The organism is Streptomyces sp. NPDC018263 (assembly GCF_055562575.1).
The window spans coordinates 371,417-387,691 of sequence record NZ_JBVHFA010000005.1; the positions used below are offsets into that span (position 1 = coordinate 371,417).

General features: G+C 72.2%; 13 protein-coding genes. 8 read left to right on the forward strand and 5 right to left on the reverse strand.

Going from position 1 to position 16,275, the window contains the following annotated elements:
• The first annotated feature begins 27 nt into the window (after positions 1-27).
• The 4 genes from ACZ3HQ_RS17315 to ACZ3HQ_RS17330 all read left to right on the forward strand — a co-directional run bounded on the left by ACZ3HQ_RS17315 (position 28) and on the right by ACZ3HQ_RS17330 (position 3,600).
• Entirely contained in the window at positions 28-1,542 is a 1,515-nt protein-coding gene (locus ACZ3HQ_RS17315) for a flavin-containing monooxygenase (protein ID WP_467511729.1), read from the forward strand.
• Positions 1,539-2,426 (forward strand): alpha/beta fold hydrolase, encoded by an 888-nt coding sequence (locus ACZ3HQ_RS17320; protein WP_467511731.1) that lies wholly within the window; start codon positions 1,539-1,541, stop codon positions 2,424-2,426. Before ACZ3HQ_RS17315 ends, ACZ3HQ_RS17320 begins: the two co-directional genes overlap by 4 nt.
• Entirely contained in the window at positions 2,423-3,307 is an 885-nt protein-coding gene (locus tag ACZ3HQ_RS17325) for an SDR family oxidoreductase (RefSeq protein WP_467511733.1), read from the forward strand. The genes ACZ3HQ_RS17320 and ACZ3HQ_RS17325 overlap by 4 nt, the downstream gene beginning before the upstream one ends.
• An 86-nt stretch (positions 3,308-3,393) precedes the next feature.
• Positions 3,394-3,600 carry a hypothetical protein gene (locus tag ACZ3HQ_RS17330; protein ID WP_467511735.1) on the forward strand — a complete coding sequence of 69 codons (207 nt, stop codon included), beginning with the start codon at positions 3,394-3,396 and terminating at the stop codon, positions 3,598-3,600.
• A 70-nt stretch (positions 3,601-3,670) separates the two neighbouring features.
• On the opposite strand, the gene helR is transcribed toward ACZ3HQ_RS17330, so the two are convergent.
• Positions 3,671-5,848 (reverse strand): RNA polymerase recycling motor ATPase HelR, encoded by a 2,178-nt coding sequence (helR, locus tag ACZ3HQ_RS17335; RefSeq protein WP_467512027.1) that lies wholly within the window; start codon positions 5,846-5,848, stop codon positions 3,671-3,673.
• A gap of 134 nt (positions 5,849-5,982) precedes the next feature.
• Positions 5,983-9,264, reverse strand: coding sequence for a S41 family peptidase (locus ACZ3HQ_RS17340; protein ID WP_467511737.1), 3,282 nt, complete (start codon positions 9,262-9,264; stop codon positions 5,983-5,985).
• A gap of 176 nt (positions 9,265-9,440) precedes the next feature.
• On the opposite strand from ACZ3HQ_RS17340, the gene ACZ3HQ_RS17345 reads away from it, so the two are divergent.
• Entirely contained in the window at positions 9,441-10,040 is a 600-nt protein-coding gene (locus ACZ3HQ_RS17345; RefSeq protein ID WP_467511739.1) for a TetR/AcrR family transcriptional regulator, read from the forward strand.
• A gap of 104 nt (positions 10,041-10,144) precedes the next feature.
• Positions 10,145-12,349: an MMPL family transporter gene (locus ACZ3HQ_RS17350; protein ID WP_467511741.1), complete on the forward strand. Its 2,205-nt coding sequence runs from the start codon at positions 10,145-10,147 to the stop codon at positions 12,347-12,349.
• A 53-nt stretch (positions 12,350-12,402) separates the two neighbouring features.
• On the opposite strand, the gene ACZ3HQ_RS17355 is transcribed toward ACZ3HQ_RS17350, so the two are convergent.
• Entirely contained in the window at positions 12,403-12,765 is a 363-nt protein-coding gene (locus ACZ3HQ_RS17355) for a hypothetical protein (RefSeq protein ID WP_467511743.1), read from the reverse strand.
• A gap of 162 nt (positions 12,766-12,927) precedes the next feature.
• Between ACZ3HQ_RS17355 and ACZ3HQ_RS17360 the strand changes: the two genes are divergently transcribed.
• Positions 12,928-13,773 (forward strand): EamA family transporter, encoded by an 846-nt coding sequence (locus ACZ3HQ_RS17360; RefSeq protein ID WP_467511745.1) that lies wholly within the window; start codon positions 12,928-12,930, stop codon positions 13,771-13,773.
• Between the two features lie 21 nt (positions 13,774-13,794).
• Here the strand turns inward: ACZ3HQ_RS17360 and ACZ3HQ_RS17365 are convergent, their stop codons facing one another.
• Positions 13,795-14,160: a hypothetical protein gene (locus tag ACZ3HQ_RS17365; protein WP_467511747.1), complete on the reverse strand. Its 366-nt coding sequence runs from the start codon at positions 14,158-14,160 to the stop codon at positions 13,795-13,797.
• A gap of 2 nt (positions 14,161-14,162) precedes the next feature.
• Positions 14,163-15,428, reverse strand: coding sequence for a helix-turn-helix domain-containing protein (locus ACZ3HQ_RS17370; protein ID WP_467511749.1), 1,266 nt, complete (start codon positions 15,426-15,428; stop codon positions 14,163-14,165).
• Positions 15,429-15,811: 383 nt separating this feature from the next.
• Here ACZ3HQ_RS17370 and ACZ3HQ_RS17375 point away from each other — a divergent pair, with 383 nt between their 5' ends.
• A complete protein-coding gene (locus tag ACZ3HQ_RS17375; protein ID WP_467511751.1) occupies positions 15,812-16,123 on the forward strand; it encodes a hypothetical protein in 312 nt (103 codons plus the stop codon).
• The last annotated feature ends 152 nt before the right edge of the window (positions 16,124-16,275 follow it).

Consider the following 16,275-nt stretch of genomic DNA (forward strand, 5'->3'; position numbering starts at 1 on the left):
AGTCCGAGGATGCGTGGAGGCGTCGGGATGGCCGAGCACGAGCATGTACGGGTGGCGGTGATCGGGTCGGGGTTCGGCGGGCTGGGGGCCGCCGTGCGGCTGCGCCGGGAGGGGATCACCGACTTCGTCGTCCTGGAGCGGGCCGGCAGCGTCGGCGGGACCTGGCGGGACAACAGCTATCCCGGCTGCGCCTGCGACGTGCCGTCGCACCTGTACTCCTTTTCCTTCGCCCCCAACCCGGACTGGCCGCGCACCTTCTCCGGGCAGGAGCACATCCGGGCCTACCTGGAGCGCGTCACCGACGACTTCGGGCTCCGCCCGCATCTGCGGTTCGACTCCGAGGTCAAGCTGATGAGCTGGGACGCCGACGAGCTGCGCTGGCACATCGAGACCGCGAGCGGCTCGCTCACCGCCGACGTGGTGGTCTCCGCCACCGGCCCGCTGTCCGACCCGAAGATCCCCGAGATCCCGGGGCTGGACTCGTTCCCCGGCCGGGTGTTCCACTCCGCCCGCTGGGACCACGACTTCGACCTGCGCGGCAAGCGCGTCGCCATGGTCGGCACCGGCGCCTCCGCGATCCAGATCGTCCCCTCGATCCAGCCCGAGGTCGGCAAGCTCACCGTCTTCCAGCGCACCCCGCCCTGGGTGATGCCCCGCATGGACCGGGCCATCGGCACCGCCGAGCGCAAGCTGCACCAGGCGCTGCCCTTCACCGCGCGGCTGCGGCGCGGGCTGCTCTGGGGCATCCGGGAACTCCAGGTGCAGGCGTTCACCAAGCACCCCGACGAACTCGGCCTGGTCGAGCAGCTCGCCAAGCGCAACATGGCCCGCGCCATCAAGGACCCGGCCCTGCGCGCCAAGCTCACCCCCGACTACCGCATCGGCTGCAAGCGCATCCTGCTGTCCAGCGCGTACTACCCGGCGCTCGCCCAGCCCAATGTGGACGTGGTCGCGAGCGGCGTCACCGAGGTCCGGGGCTCCACCGTGGTCGCCGCCGACGGCACCGAGACCGAGGTCGACGCGATCATCTTCGGCACCGGCTTCCACGTCACCGACATGCCCATCGCCGAGCGTGTGGTCGGCGTCGGGGGCGTCACGCTCGCCGAGGCGTGGAAGGGCGGGATGGAGGCGCTGCGCGGCGGTTCGGCGGCCGGGTTCCCGAACTGGCTGAGCGTGATCGGGCCCAACACCGGCCTGGGCAACTCCTCGATGATCCTGATGATCGAGTCCCAGCTCAACTACCTGGCGGACTACATGCGCCAGCTCGACACCCTGGGCGGCCGCACCGCGCTGGACGCCCGCCCGGCCGCCGTCGACCGCTGGAACCGGCGGGTGCAGGAGCGGATGAAGCGCACCGTCTGGAACACCGGCGGCTGCACGAGCTGGTACCTGGACGCCAGCGGCCGCAACACCACTGTCTGGCCCGGCACCACCAGCGAGTTCCGCCAGGCCACCCGCCGCGTGGACCTCACCGAGTACGAGGTGCTGCGCAAGCCCGCGCAGACGAAGCCGACCGCCGTCCCGAGCGAGGCCACCGCATGAGCCGCACCCTGGAAGTCGCCTCCACCAACGGCGCCCGGCTGCACGTGGAGGTGCACGGCCCCGAGGACGCGCCCCCGGTCGTCCTCTCCCACGGCTGGACCTGCTCCACCGCCTTCTGGGCCGCGCAGATCGAGGAGCTGGCCCGCGACCACCGGGTCATCGCCTACGACCAGCGCGGGCACGGCCTGAGCCCGTACAGCCCCGTCTGTTCCACCGACGCGCTCGCCGACGACCTCGAAGCGGTGCTCGCGGCCACCCTGGCGCCCGGTGAACGCGCCCTGATCGTCGGCCACTCCATGGGCGGCATGACGATCATGTCCGCCTCGGGCCGCCCCCGCTTCCGGGAGCACGCGGCCGCCGCGCTGCTGTGCAGCACCGGCAGCGGACGGCTCACCGCCGAGGCGCGCGTGGTGCCGCTGCCCGCCGGACGTGTCCGCACCTGGCTCACCGGGCGCATCCTCGGCTCGTCCCTGCCCCTCGGCCCGGTCACGCCGCTGGCGAAGAAGATCCTCAAGTACGCGACCATGGGCCCCGGTTCGGCCCCGCACCTGGTCGACGCCTGCGCCCGGATCGTGCACGCCTGTCCGCGCAACGCCCGGCACGCCTGGGGCGGGGTGCTGGACCGGCTCGACCTCGACCACGGCGTACGGCAGTTGACCGTGCCCACCGTCGTGCTGCACGGCACCGCCGACCGGCTCACCCCCTCGTCGCACGCCCGCATGCTCGTGGCGGAACTGCCCAACTGCGCCGGTTTCACCGAGCTGTTCGGCATCGGGCACATGACCCCGGTGGAGGCGCCGGAAGCGGTGACCGGCCGGATACGGGAACTCGTCACCACGTACGTCACGGGGAGCGTCCCCGTCACCCTGGAGGAGGGCGCATGAGCAGGGTCGGTCTCGAAGGACAGGTGGCCGTCGTCACCGGTGCGGCACGCGGCGTGGGCGAGCTGCTCGCCCGCAAACTCTCCGCGCGCGGCGCCAAGGTGGCGCTCGTCGGCCTGGAGGAGGACGAGCTGAAGGCCGTCTCCGAGCGGCTGTACGGGGAGAGCGCGTACTGGTACGCCGATGTCACCGACCACGAGGCGATGGGCCGGGTCGCCGCCGAGGTGAAGGAGCGGTTCGGCAAGGTCGACATCGTGGTGGCCAACGCCGGTGTGGCGACCGGCGGTCCGTTTGCCGACTCCGACCCGGAGGCCTGGCGGCGGGTGATCGAGGTCAACCTCATCGGTTCGGCCGTCACCGCCCGCGCCTTCCTGCCGGTGCTCACCGAGAGCCGCGGCTATCTGCTCCAGATCGCCTCCCTCGCCGCGATCACCCCGGCGCCGATGATGACGGCGTACTGCGCCTCCAAGTCCGGCGTGGAGGCGTACGCGCACAGCCTGCGCGCCGAAGTCGGCTACCTGGGCGTGCGGGTGGGCGTCGCCTATCTGTCCTGGACCGACACCGACATGGTGCGCGGCGCCGACCAGGACGACGTGATGCGGGAGTTGAGGCAGCGGCTCCCGTGGCCGTCGAACAAGACCTACCCGCTCGGCCCGGCCGTCGACCGGCTGGTGGACGGCATCGAGCGCCGGTCGTCCCACGTGTACGGACAGTGGTGGCTGCGCGGCATGCAGGGCGTACGCGGCTACCTCCCCGCGCTCATCGGCACCGTCGGCCAGCGCGAGATGCGCAGGTACGCGGACCGGCTGACCGGGATGCGGTCCGGGCTGGTCGGCGCGGGCGGTGCGGCGGACGAGGCGGCCCGCGCTACACAGCGTAACTGATCGACATGCGGAGGGTGTTCGCCCGTGTGAATCTGGTCGAGGCCCCACCGGGGCCGCAACCGTTCTCACCAGGGATGTGAACCCACATGGGTATGAAGGACCAGTTCCAGGAGAAGTCCCGCAAGATGCAGGAGCAGGCCAAGGAGAAGGCCGGCCAGGCCCGCGGGAAGGCCGGTCAGCGCGGCCCGCAGGGGCGCGACCACCAGGAGCGGGCCGGCCAGCCCCAGCGTGACCGCGCCGAGAGCGGCATGCGGGACGTCGAGGACCGCTTCGACCCGGACCACACCGCCTGACGCGGCGTAGATCCGGCGGCAGCCACGCGGCGGGGCACCCGGTACGTCCGGGTGCCCCGCCCCGGCGCGGCTAGGCGCCCAGCACGACGAGCCGCTGAGTCGCGCGGGTCATCGCCACATAGCGGTCCACCGCGCCCTCGATGCCGTCGCCGAAGGCGTCCGGGTCCACCAGCACGACCAGGTCGAACTCCAGCCCCTTCGCCAGCTCCGGTGTCAGCGACCGGACACGGGGGCGTTCCTTGAACGCGGGATCGCCGATCACACAGGCGGTCCCTTCGGCGTTCTCCGCCAGCCAGTCGTGCAGCACGGCGTCCAGGTCGGACACCGGGCCGTAGGTGACCGGGATGCCGCTCGCCCGGACCGAGACCGGCACGTTGGCGTCCGGGAGGGCGGCGCGGATCACCGGCTCCGCCTCGGCCATCACCTCTTCCGGGGTGCGGTAGTTGATGCTCAGCGAGGCCACCTTCACCCGGCCGAGACCGGCCCGCGCGAGCCGCTCCTCCCACGACTCGGTGAAGCCGTGCCGGGCCTGGGCGCGGTCGCCCACGACGGTGAAGCTCCGGGACGGGCAGCGCAGCAGCAGCATCTGCCACTCGGCGTCGGTCAGCTCCTGGGCCTCGTCCACCACGATGTGCGCGAACGGCCCGGCCAGGGCGTCCGCCTCGATGGCCGGCAGTGCGCCCTCGTCGATCAGGCTGTCCTTGAGGTCCTGCCCGTGCAGCATGGTCACCGCGCCCTCGCCGTCCGGGTCGGCCGCGAGCACGCTGTCGATGACGGCGGACATCCGCTCCCGTTCGACGGCGATGGTGGCGGCCTGGCGGCGCTTCTTCCGCGAGGTCTCCGGGTCCCCGAGCCGCTGCCGGGCCGCGTCCAGCAGCGGCAGGTCGGACAGCGTCCACGCCTGCGGGTCGGCGCGGCGCAGCAGGCGCACCTCGTCCGGGGTGAGCCAGGGGGCGCACATCCGCAGGTACGCCGGGACCGTCCACAGGTCGCCCACCAGGTCGGCGGCCTCCAGCAGGGGCCAGGCGCGGCGCAGGGTGCCGGTCAGTTCGCCGTCGGAGGCCAGGGCCCGGCGGAAGAGCGTGGCCGGGACCTCCTTGTCGAGCTGGTCGTGGAGGATCGTGACGAGCGCCTCCCAGATCAGGTCGCGCGCCTCGTTGTGCGGGACGCCCGCCTCCGCCGCCTCGAACGCCTCGGCCCAGTCGGCGGCGGTCAGGTGCAGCTCGCCCCACGGGGTGCTGACGGTCAGGGGGCCGGTGGGCGGGGTCTCGTAGAAGCGCACCGCCTTCTCGATGCCCTTCACCAGGTCCGCCGAGGACTTCAGCCGGGCCACCTCCGGGTCCGCCTCGACGCCCGCCGTGGCGCCCTCGGCGACCAGGTCCCGCACGGTGCAGGTCCGCACCCCCTCCTCGCCCAGGCTCGGCAGCACGTCGGCGACGTAGTTCAGGTACGGCTGGTGCGGGCCGACGAACAGGACGCCGCCCCGGCGGTGTCCGAGGCGCGGGTCGGAGTGGAGGAGGTAGGCGGAGCGGTGCAGGGCGACGACGGTCTTGCCGGTGCCGGGGCCGCCGTCCACCACGAGGGCGCCGCGTGACGAGGCGCGGATGATGGCGTCCTGGTCGGCCTGGATGGTGGCGAGCACGTCCCGCATCCGCTCGGAGCGGGTCGCGCCCAGGGTGGCGATGAACGCGGACTGGTCGTCCAGCGCCGCGTGGTGCTCCAGGCCGTCGGCGGTGAACACCTCGTCCCAGTAGTCGGTGATCCGGCCGCGCGTCCAGCGGTAGCGGCGGCGGCTCGCCAGGCCCATCGGCTGGGCGTGGGTGGCGGCGAAGAACGGTTCGGCGGCGGGGGAGCGCCAGTCGATCAGCAGCCGGCGGCCGGTGCTGTCGGTGAGGCCGAGGCGGCCGATGTAGACCGGCGCCGCGTCCTCGCCGTCACCGTCGTGCACGATGCGGCCCAGGCACAGGTCGAGGCCGAAGCGGCGCAGGGCGCGCAGCCGGGCGGTCAGCCGGTGGATCTCCAGGTCCCGTTCCAGCACCTCCCGGCCGACCCCGCCGGGCGCCCGGCGCAGGGCGTCCAGGCTCTCGGACAGCTCGGCGACGGTCTGCTCCAGGCTCGCGGCGATCTTTGCGAAGTGCCGCTCGTCGGCGGCGATCAGTGCCGGGTCCGCCTTGGCGGCGAGCCGGTCGGGGAGGTCGAACGCGCGGGACTCCGGTGCGGGATCACGCTCGGACAGCAGCGCACACATGTAGTGGATCACTCATTTCCGCAGGTTCTGGGCTCGGCGAGCGATTCTGCGGCATGAGGGGGGCCTTGCCGCAAGGCCCCCCTTGCGCTATATGTTGAGAGTGGCGGGAGGTCCCGCCCTCTTTTTTTGCCCTCTCACCCCTCTTCGCGCGGCGGCAGCTTCGGCCGCGAGCGGTCCGGTACGTCGCTGTAGTCGGGCGGTACCGCGGCGGGGGTCGTCCGGAGCATGTCGAGCGCCAGCTCCACCGCGTCGTCGAGCTGGGCGTAGCGGCCCTCGGCCCAGTCCAGCGGGGTGCGCAGCGCCTCCAGGTCGGGCGTGACGCCCCGGTTCTCCACGGACCAGCCGTACTCGTCGAACCAGGCCGCGTTCATCGGCACCGTGATCACCGTGCCGTCCCCGAGCCGGTGCCGGCCGGTGATGCCGACGACCCCGCCCCAGGTGCGCTGCCCCACCACCGGGCCGAGCCCGAGCAGCTTGAAGGCGGCGGTGATCATGTCGCCGTCGGAGGAGGTCGCCTCGTCCGCGAGCGCCACGACCGGCCCGCGCGGGGCGTTGGAGGCGTACGACACCGGCTCCGCGTCGCGGGTCAGGTCCCAGCCGAGGATCGTCCGGGTCAGCTTCTCTATGACCAGCTCGCTGATGTGCCCGCCCGCGTTGCCGCGCACGTCCACGATCAGCGCGGGCCGGGACACCTCGAGGCGCAGATCGCGGTTGAACTGCGCCCAGCCGGAGCCGCCCAGGTCGGGGATGTGCAGATAGCCGCACTTGCCGCCGCTCAACTCCCGTACCACCTCGCGCCGTTTGGCCACCCAGTCCTGGTAGCGCAGCGAGCGGTCGTCGGTCAGCGGGACCACGGCCACCCGGCGGGCGGGGCCCGGCTCGCCCGCCGGCGGGGTGAAGGTGAGGTCGACGGTGGTGCCCCCGGAACCCGCGAGCAGCGGGTACGGCCCGGTCACCGGGTCCACCGGGCGCCCGTTGACATGGGTCAGCACGGAGCCCTCGCGGATGCCGGTGCCGGCCAGCGGGGAGCGGGCGCGGGAGTCGGAGGAGTCGCCGTCCAGGATGCGGGCGACCAGCCACGCCCCGTCCCGGCAGACGAAGTTGGCGCCGAGCAGGCCCTGCCTGCGCTGGTAGTGCGGCGGGCCCTCGTTGCGGCGGGCCGGGGTGACGTAGGCGTGCGACGTGCCCAGTTCGCCGAGGACTTCGCGCATCAGGTCGGCGAACTCGTCGGGGGACGTGACCCGTTCGACCAGCGGCCGGTACTGCTCCAGGATCGCGGTCCAGTCGATCCCGCACATGCCGGGGTCCCAGAAGTAGTCCCGGATGAGCCGACCGCCCTCGGCGTAGGCCCCGCGCCACTCGGCGGCCGGGTCCACCTCGTGCAGGATGCGGCGCAGGTCTATCCAGACCGTGCTGTCGCTGTCGCCGGGCTCGGTGGCGGGCACCGCGCGCAGGTCGCCCTCGTCCACCACGACCAGCCGGGTGCCGTCGCCGCTCACCTCGAACCAGTCGAGGTGGCCGACCAGTTCGGTCTTCTTCGCCTTGCTGAGGTTGAAGTGCTCCAGCGTGGGCCGGCCGCTGATGTCGGCCGGGTTGACGAAGGTCTCGCCCAGCGCACCGGAGATCGGCCAGCGCAGCCAGACCAGCCCGCCGCCCGCGACCGGGCGCAGCGCCGAGTACTTGGAGGACATCACCGGGAACGGCGTGACCCGGTTCTCCAGTCCCTCCACCTCCACGGTCACCGTGCCGCCCTCGCCGGAGCCGGTCTCCAGCGGATCGAGTCCGCCCGCCGCCGGACGCCCCTCGGGGTTGAGCGCGAAGGGGGAGGGCGTGGCCGAGTTCAGCGGGACCAGGTAGGGGCGGCAGCCGAGCGGGAAGGACAGGTCGCCGGTGTGCACGTCGTACACCGGGTCGAAGCCGCGCCAGGAGAGGAAGGCGAGATAGCGGCCGTCGCTGGTGAAGACCGGGTTCTCGTCCTCGAAGCGGCCGTTGGTGACGTCCACGACCATGCGGTCCTTGATCCGGGCCAGCTTGATCTTGCGCAGCGAGCGGCCGATGCCGGGGTGGGACCAGGTGAGCCAGGCGCCGTCGGGGGAGAAGGCGAGGTCGCGGACGGGGCCGTTGTCGGAGCGGATCAGCTCGGTGACGGTGCCGGGTTCGCGCCCCTCGGTGCTTTCTGTGCCTTCTTCGTCCTCCGCCACGTCGATCAGCAGCAGGCGGCCGTCGTGCGAGGCGACCGCCAGCCGTTCGCCCTCCGGGTCGGAGACCAGCTCCAGTACCCGGCCGAGCCTGCCCTCGCCGAGCAGCCGGGGCTCGCGGCCGCCGGTGGCGCGGGGGAGCTGGGCGATGGCGATCGCGTCGTCGCCCTCGGCGTCGGTGATGTAGGCGAGCTGCCCGGTCGAGCCCAGCATCTCCGGCAGCCGGACCCGGACGCCGGGGGTGTCGGCGATGGTGCGGGCCGGGCCGTCGCGGTGGGTGAGCCAGTACAGGCTGCCCCGGACGGTCACCGCGCTGGCCCGGCCGGTCTCGTCCACGGAGAGGCCGTCCACGTTGTGCGCGGCGGGCACCTGGTAGGGACGGCGGCCGGGGGCGGCGCCGCCCAGGTCGATGTCGAGCCTGCGCGGGGTGCCGGTGGGGGAGAGGTCGTCCACGATCCAGATGTCACCGGCGCACTGGTAGACCACCCGCTCGCCGTCGGTCGCGGCGTGCCGGGCGTAGAAGGCGTCGTGGTCGGTGTGGCGGCGCAGGTCGGTGCCGTCGGGGGCGACGGAGTACAGGTTGCCGATGCCCTCGTGGTCGGAGAGGAAGGCGATGCGTCCGGCGACGAACATCGGGGAGGAGAGCTGGCCGTCGATGTCCTCCAGCAGCCGCTGTCCCTGCAGCCACAGCCGTCCCGTCGCGCCGCCCCGGTACCGCTTCCACGACGCGGGTTCGTGCGGGGGTGTGCCGGTGAGGAGGAGGGTCTGGTGCTCGCCGGCCGTGTCCGCGACCTGGATGTCCCCGACCGGGCCCCAGGGCAGCCGCCCGCCGGGGCTGCCGTCGGTGCCGACCTTGTGGGCCCAGGTGAAGTAGGAGAAGGGCTGGCCGTGCGAGGCGACGGCCAGGATGTCGCTCCTGCCGTGCTGGTCGGGGGGCGTCCAGCCGCACACCTGGGTGTCGGCGCTGCCCCAGTACGTCAACTGCCGCGCCGGGCCGCCGGCCACGTCCACCAGGTGGATCTCGGGCACCAGGCTGCGCCAGCTCGTGAAGGCGATCTGCTTGCCGTCGGGCGAGAAACGGGGGTGTCCGGCCTTGGTGCGGTCCGCGGTGAGCCGCCAGGGGCGGCCCGGTTCGTCCAGCGGCGCCAGCCAGAGGTCGTCCTCGGCCACGAAGCACAGCAGATCGTCACTGATGTGGGGAAGCCGCAGATAGCTCACCTACCCATGCTTTTCCGGCGCGGGGGGCACAGCAACTCGTGCGGCCCAGCGCCCAGTGACACAGGACACGCCCAGCGGCAGTACGAAACGGTTTCGTTTCGTAGACGGCCGGGGTACCGTCGTCCTGTACGGAGTCCCGTACGCGTCGTCCGGATGAGCGGGAGAGGGTGAGGCGGATGACCGACGCCGCCACCGCGCGTCGCAGCAGGCTCACGCCCGAGCGTGCTGCCGAGCTGTACGAGGCGGTCCTCGACCTGCTCCGCGAGGTCGGCTACGACGCCCTCACCATGGACGCCGTCGCCGCCCGCACCCGCTCCAGCAAGGCCACGCTCTACCGCCAGTGGGGCGGCAAGGCCGAACTGGTCGCCCGCGCGATCCGGCACAGCAAACCCGGCGGGATCTCCGACGTGGACACCGGCTCGCTGCGCGGGGACTTCCTCGCGATCGTGCACCGCGAGGACGACTGCGCCATGGAGCAGAACAGTGCCCTCATGCGGGGCCTGGCCATGGCCACCCACACCAACCCGGACCTGCTGCAAGCCTTCCGGGAGCAGGTCATCGAGCCCGAGATCACCGAGCTGAGCCGGATGCTCGGGCGTGCCGTGGACCGGGGCGAAGTGGCCCCGGACAACCCGGCGCTGCCCTTCGTGGTGCACATGATGATCGGCGCCTTCGCCACCCGGGCGCTCATCGACGAGCAGCCTCCCACCCAGGGCTTCCTCAGCTCCTACATCGACGCCGTGATCCTCCCCGCTCTCGGCGTCCCCACCACCTGACCGACCCCTCCCCGCAAGCCCACCACCTGACGTCACCGCTCACGTCGCCGGGCTGACCCATCCTGCCCAGATGCTCTCCACGACCTGACCGGGAGTACGCCCTCGTGGCCACGTACCTGTACAAACTCGGCCGATTCGCCTTCCGGCGACGGCACTTCGTCGCCCTGCTGTGGGTCGCGCTGCTCACCCTCGCCGGGGTGGGCGCCGCCTCCGCGCCGCCCGCCGGGAACTCGTCCTTCTCCATCCCGGGCACCGAGGCGCAGCGCGCCTTCGACCTGCTGGAGCAGCGCTTCCCCGGCATGAGCGCCGACGGCGCGACCGCCCGCGTCGTCTTCCACGCGCCCGACGGCCAGAAGATGACCGACCCCGCCAACAAGGCGACCGTCGAGAAGACGGTCAAGGAGCTGGGCTCCGGCTCCGAGGTCGCCTCCGTCGCCGACCCGTACACCGGCAAGGCGGTCAGCCGGGACGGCACGATCGCCTACGCCTCGGTGAAGTACAAGGTCTCCGGGATGGAGCTGGAGGACTCCTCCCGCGACGCCCTCAAGGAGAGCGCCGGGCACGCGCGGGACGCCGGGCTGACCGTCGAGATCGGCGGCGACGCGCTCACCGCCGCGCCCGAGACCGGGTCCAGCGAGGTCATCGGCATCGCCATCGCGGCCGTCGTCCTCGTCATCACCTTCGGCTCGCTCATCGCGGCCGGGCTGCCGCTGCTCACCGCGATCATCGGCGTCGGCATCGGGGTCTCCGCGATCACCGCGCTCGCCACCCCGCTGGACCTCGGCTCCACCACCTCCACCCTGGCCACGATGATCGGCCTCGCGGTCGGCATCGACTACGCCCTCTTCATCGTCTCCCGCTACCGCGCCGAACTGGCCGAGGGCCGCGACCGCGAGGAGGCCGCGGGCCGCGCCGTGGGTACGGCGGGCTCGGCGGTGGTCTTCGCGGGCCTCACCGTCGTCATCGCGCTGGTCGGGCTCTCCGTCGTCAACATCCCGATGCTGACCAAGATGGGCGTGGCCGCCGCGGGCACGGTCGCCATCGCGGTGCTGATCGCGCTCACCATGATCCCGGCGCTGCTCGGCTACGCGGGCCGTACGGTCAAGCCGGCCGGGGAGAAGAGCAAGCTGCTCGGCGGGGGACGCGCGGCCAAGAAGGCCGGCCGTCCCAACATGGGCACCCGGTGGGCGAGTTTCGTGGTCCGGCGCCCGGTCACGGTGCTGCTGCTCGGCGTGGTCGGCCTCGGCGCCGCCGCCGTCCCGGCCGCCTCGCTCGAACTGGGTCTGCCCGACGACGGCTCCCAGCCCGTCTCCACCACCCAGCGCCGCGCCTACGACCTGCTCTCCGACGGCTTCGGCCCCGGCTTCAACGGCCCGCTGATGGTCGTCGTCGACGCCAAGGGCAGCGCCGACAAGAAGGCCGCGTTCGCCGAGGTCGGCGATGAGATCAAGGGCCTGAAGGACGTCGTCACGGTCACCCCGCCGACGCCGAACAAGGCGGGCGACACCGCGATCATCACCGTCGTACCGAAGTCCCAGCCGTCCTCGGCCACCACCGAGGACCTGGTGCACGCGATCCGGGGCAGGAGCGCGTCCATCGCCTCCGCGACGGACGCGAAGCTGCTGGTCACGGGCGCCACGGCGATGAACATCGACGTGTCGCAGAAGCTGAACGACGCGCTGCTGCCGTACCTCGCGCTGGTCGTCGGCCTCGCCTTCCTGCTGCTGATCGTGGTGTTCCGCTCGATCCTGGTCCCGCTGAAGGCGGCCCTCGGCTTCCTGCTCAGCGTGCTCGCCGCCCTCGGCGCGGTCGTCGCGGTCTTCCAGTGGGGCTGGCTGTCCGGCCTGATGAACGTCGAGCAGACCGGGCCGGTCATGTCGATGATGCCGATCTTCATGGTCGGCGTGGTCTTCGGACTCGCCATGGACTACGAGGTGTTCCTGGTGACCCGGATGCGTGAGGCGTACGTCCATGGGGAGAACCCCGGCCAGGCGGTCGTCACCGGCTTCCGCTACAGCGCCCGCGTCGTCACCGCCGCCGCCGTCATCATGATCGCCGTCTTCTCCGGCTTCATCGGGTCCAGCGAGGCGATGATCAAGATGATCGGCTTCGGTCTGGCCATCGCCGTCTTCTTCGACGCCTTCGTCGTCCGCATGGCCATCGTCCCGGCCGTCCTGGCCCTCCTCGGCCGCCGCGCCTGGTGGCTCCCCGCCTGGCTCGACCGCGTCCTGCCCAACGTGGACGTCGAGGGCGAGGGCCTGAAGACGCAGGCCGACCCGGACGAGGACCGCGAACTGGTCCGCGCCTGACGGTGCCTTACGGGGACGGCCGGTGGGGCTTCTGCCTCACCGGCCGTCCGTCGTCACGCAGTCTTCTCCAGCGCCTCGAACACGTCCGCCACCGTCTCCCGGTGCCACAGGGGGAGGTCGGGCCATTCGGCGATCTCGGCGGGGTCGGGTTCGTCGAGCTGGTCGCTGACCTCGGTGGCCCAGCAGATGGCGACGAAGCGGCCCTTCTGCTCGCGGGAGAGCCGGGCCGCGTTGCCCTCGCTGAGTTCCATCAGGCCCTGGATGCGGGAGGCGACGATTCCGGAGACCTCCCGCTGCCACTCGGGCACGTCCTCCCACGGGGTGACGAAGCCGGGCTCGGGCTCACCGGGGAAGTGGCGGCGGACCCCCGCGATCCAGGCTTCCCGGAACAGTCGAGCGCCCTCGATCCCATTCATGCTCCGCAGCTTAGGGGTGTGGCCTCCCCCGGGTCAGTGACTCCGTGCAACTGGCCGGGTTTGTTCGGGTGATGACGGCCGGGCGGCCCCGGCCGAATCCCTTGTACAGGCCACGCAGTGATCGGTTAGCGTGCCGGGTATGACGACGACTGGTCCTGACCGGTGACGCCGCTCGTCACCGCCGCAGTCCTGCTGGCCGCCTTCACCCACGCCGGGTGGAACGCCATCGCCCACCGGATCAGCGACAAGCTGACCGGGTTCACGCTGATCGCCGGGGGCGGTCTGGTCGTCGGTCTGGTGATGGCGCTGTTCGCGCCCCGGCCGGCCGGGCCCGCCTGGCCGTACCTGCTCGTCTCCGCCGGGGTGCATGTCGCGTACTACGCGCTGCTCATGACCTCCTTCCGGCTCGGGGACTTCGGGCAGGCGTACCCGATCGCACGCGGTACCGCGCCGCTGGTGGTGACCGTGCTGGCCGCCCTGTTCGCGCACGAGGTGCCCGGCGGGTGGGCGGCGGCCGGGGTCGCCGTGTCCTGCGTCGGGCTGACCGGGGTGAGTCTGTGGGGGCTGCGCGGGCGGCGGCCGGACTGGAAGGCCATCGGCGCCGCCGTCGCAACCGGGCTCACCATCGCCGTGTACACCGTCCTCGACGGCGTCGGCGTACGGCACGCGGAGACCCCGCTCGGCTACATCGCCTGGCTGATGGCGGTCCAGGGCGTCTTCATCCCCGCGTACATGTACTACCGCGTCCGCGGCGACATGGTCCGCAAACTCAAGCCGTACGCCACGCTGGGCCTCCTCGGCGCGGTCCTCTCCGTCGCCGCCTACGCCCTCGTCCTGTGGGCCCAGACCCGCGCCCCCCTCGCCCCCGTCGCCGCCCTCCGCGAATCCTCGATCATCGTCGGCGCGGCCATCGGCGCCCTCTTCTTCAAGGAACGCTTCGGCGCTCCGCGCATCGCGGCGGCGGGCCTGCTGGTGGTGGGGATCGGGCTGATGCTGCACGCGGGGTGAAGCGGGGGGTGCCGAAGCTGGTCAGCCCGCCGACTTCTCGATCGACTCGAAGATGTCCGCGTCCGTCTCCTGCTGCCAGGCCGGGAGTTGCGGCCAGTCGGCCACGTAGCCGGGCTTGGGATCGGTGAAGTGCCTGTACATCTGGGCGGTCCAGCAGATGGCGACGAAACGGCCCTTCTGCTCGCGGGTCAGCCGAGCGGCGGCACCGTCGCTGAGGCTCACGAACTGACGCACCTGCGCGGCCACCGCACCCGCCGCCTCCCGCTCCCACTGCGGGGTCTCGTCCCACGGGGCCACGTAACCGGGCTTGGGCTCACCGGGGAAGTGGCGGTGTACACCGGCGATCCAGGCTTCCCGGAAGAGTTGTGCGCCCTCGGTCTCCGACATGGTTACCCCTCTCGTGACGGCGTGCTCAGCGCGACGATCTCCGCCCCCAGTTCCGCCACGCGTCGATCACGGCGCAGGGTGCCGAACTCGTCGTACAGATCCCGGAGTCTACGGGCGACATATCCCGAGCCGGAGGTGCAAGCCAGCTCGACGGCCTGACTGCCGTACGCGACCACCTGCTCGGGGTCTCCCCGCTTCGCCCCGACGGCGGCCAGGCCGGCCAGTACGGTGCCACGCCGCCGGAACGACTGACCGGAGGCCAAGGGCCCCTGCCCAAGCGCCTTCTGCAGCGTGCACTCTGCCAAGTCCAGGCGTCCCAGGCGCACATAGCGTGCGCCGCGCTCCTCGGCCAGGCGTGAGCCGTCGAACCTGAGCCAGCCGCCGTTGCCGCCGTCCCCGTTCAGACCCTGCACCTCCTCCGCTCGGTCCAGCGCCCGCTCGCACGCGTCCAGGTCCCCGAGACCGGCGTGGGCCTCCGCCCGTACGGAAGCCACCCAGTAGCGGGTCGACAGGGTGCCGTCGCCCCGCGCCGCCAGGGCTTCGGCGGCGCCGAGCATCTCGGCGGCCTGGGTGTAGCGGTGCTCCGCCATCTCGACGTACGCGTGCCGCACGAGGGCGCAGGCCCAAAGGTCGTACGCGCCCGCGTCCTTGCTGAGGGAGGCGGCGAGTGCGTAGGAGGAGACGGCGTCGGAGTGCCGGTCGGCGTCGAAGGCCACCTCGCCGGCCAACTGGAAGAGGTCCGCCGCTGCGGTCAGCAACGAGCGCGCCCCGCCCCGGTTCTGCGCCAGCGCCTCGGAGAGCCTGGTCAGTTGGTCGCGGACGACGGGGTGGACAGACCGTTTGGCGCGGGCCAGTCGGTAGACCTGCCACAGGTGGCCGTTCATACGGGCGAAGTCGGCCGGAGTGCCCCTGCGCACCCCGTCGGCCAGCGCTTCGGCCTCTTCGGCGGGGAGCGCCGCGAGCGCCCCGCTGACCGTGAGCAGGCGGAGGAATTCGCGGCGGATCATCTCGTCGGAGTCTCCCGCGTCCGTAGGGCAGCCGGACACCCGTCCCTGCTCCGCTTCGTCCGTTGCTCGCGGCGGCACCAGGAGGGCGTCCAACTCGTGCAGGCTGATCTCGAGTACGGCTGCCAACGCTCGTCGCTGAGCCGGCTGGGGAGCGATCCTGCCGCTTTCCCACCGCCCGACCGTGGTGCGGTCCACGCCGAGCAACTGGGCCAGTTTTTCCTGACTGTAGCCCAGGGCCTTGCGACGTCGTGCCAGCGCCATGACCGCTCCCTTCCCACGCCCGGCCCGTGGCTACGGTGCGTGCGCGGATATGCGACCAGAGTGCCGCACGGATGCCGTGGTCATCTCCGGCTTCGGACGATTTCCTGGGTGACGTCCCGGATCGGGTTCGTACGACGGAGAGGTGAGGCCATGGTTGCCAGCGGTGACGGGCGGGGCTGTCCCAGCGACGGCGGGCCACCCGTGGAGGGCTCCGGTTCCCGGCCGCGGGTTCTCATGACGCTCCGGGTCTCGCACGATTCCGGGCGGACCTGGGGTCGGGTGGTGGAAGTGCTGGAACAGAAGGAGCGGAGGCTTGCGGAGAACCCCGTCGGCTTTCCACCGTGCTCGTGCCCGCGCTGCGGAGCCGGTGTCAGGACGGCGCGATGACGAGGTGTGCGCATTGGCGGCGGGTGCCGCTGGACATTCTGCGGGTGGCGCAGCAGCGGTCACCTTCGGGCCACGTCGACCGTGCCGTGCAGTGCCAGCTCTCCGAGCACCGGGCCGGTGATCACTACGGCTTCCTCGACGACGCCGAGTGCACGACCGCGTCGTGGCTGCGCTGGTCCGGCAGCGAGGCCACGCTGGTCGTCCTCGCCGACTGCCCGGTGACGAGTGCAGGTACGCCGGAGGAGAGCTGCTGTCTCTTCGAGAGGCACGGCGGACGGCATACGTGGGACGAGGACCGGTCAGAGTAACGACTCCTCCCGCATACCTTTGTCGGCCCGCTGTCGGGGTGGGTTGGGGCGGTGGGGGTGCTCGTCGGGTGGGCACCCGGCGGGAGCCTTCTGTGAGGAGAACCCATGTCCACTCACGCCACGATCATCGGTGCGGGGCTCGGCGGGGGCGC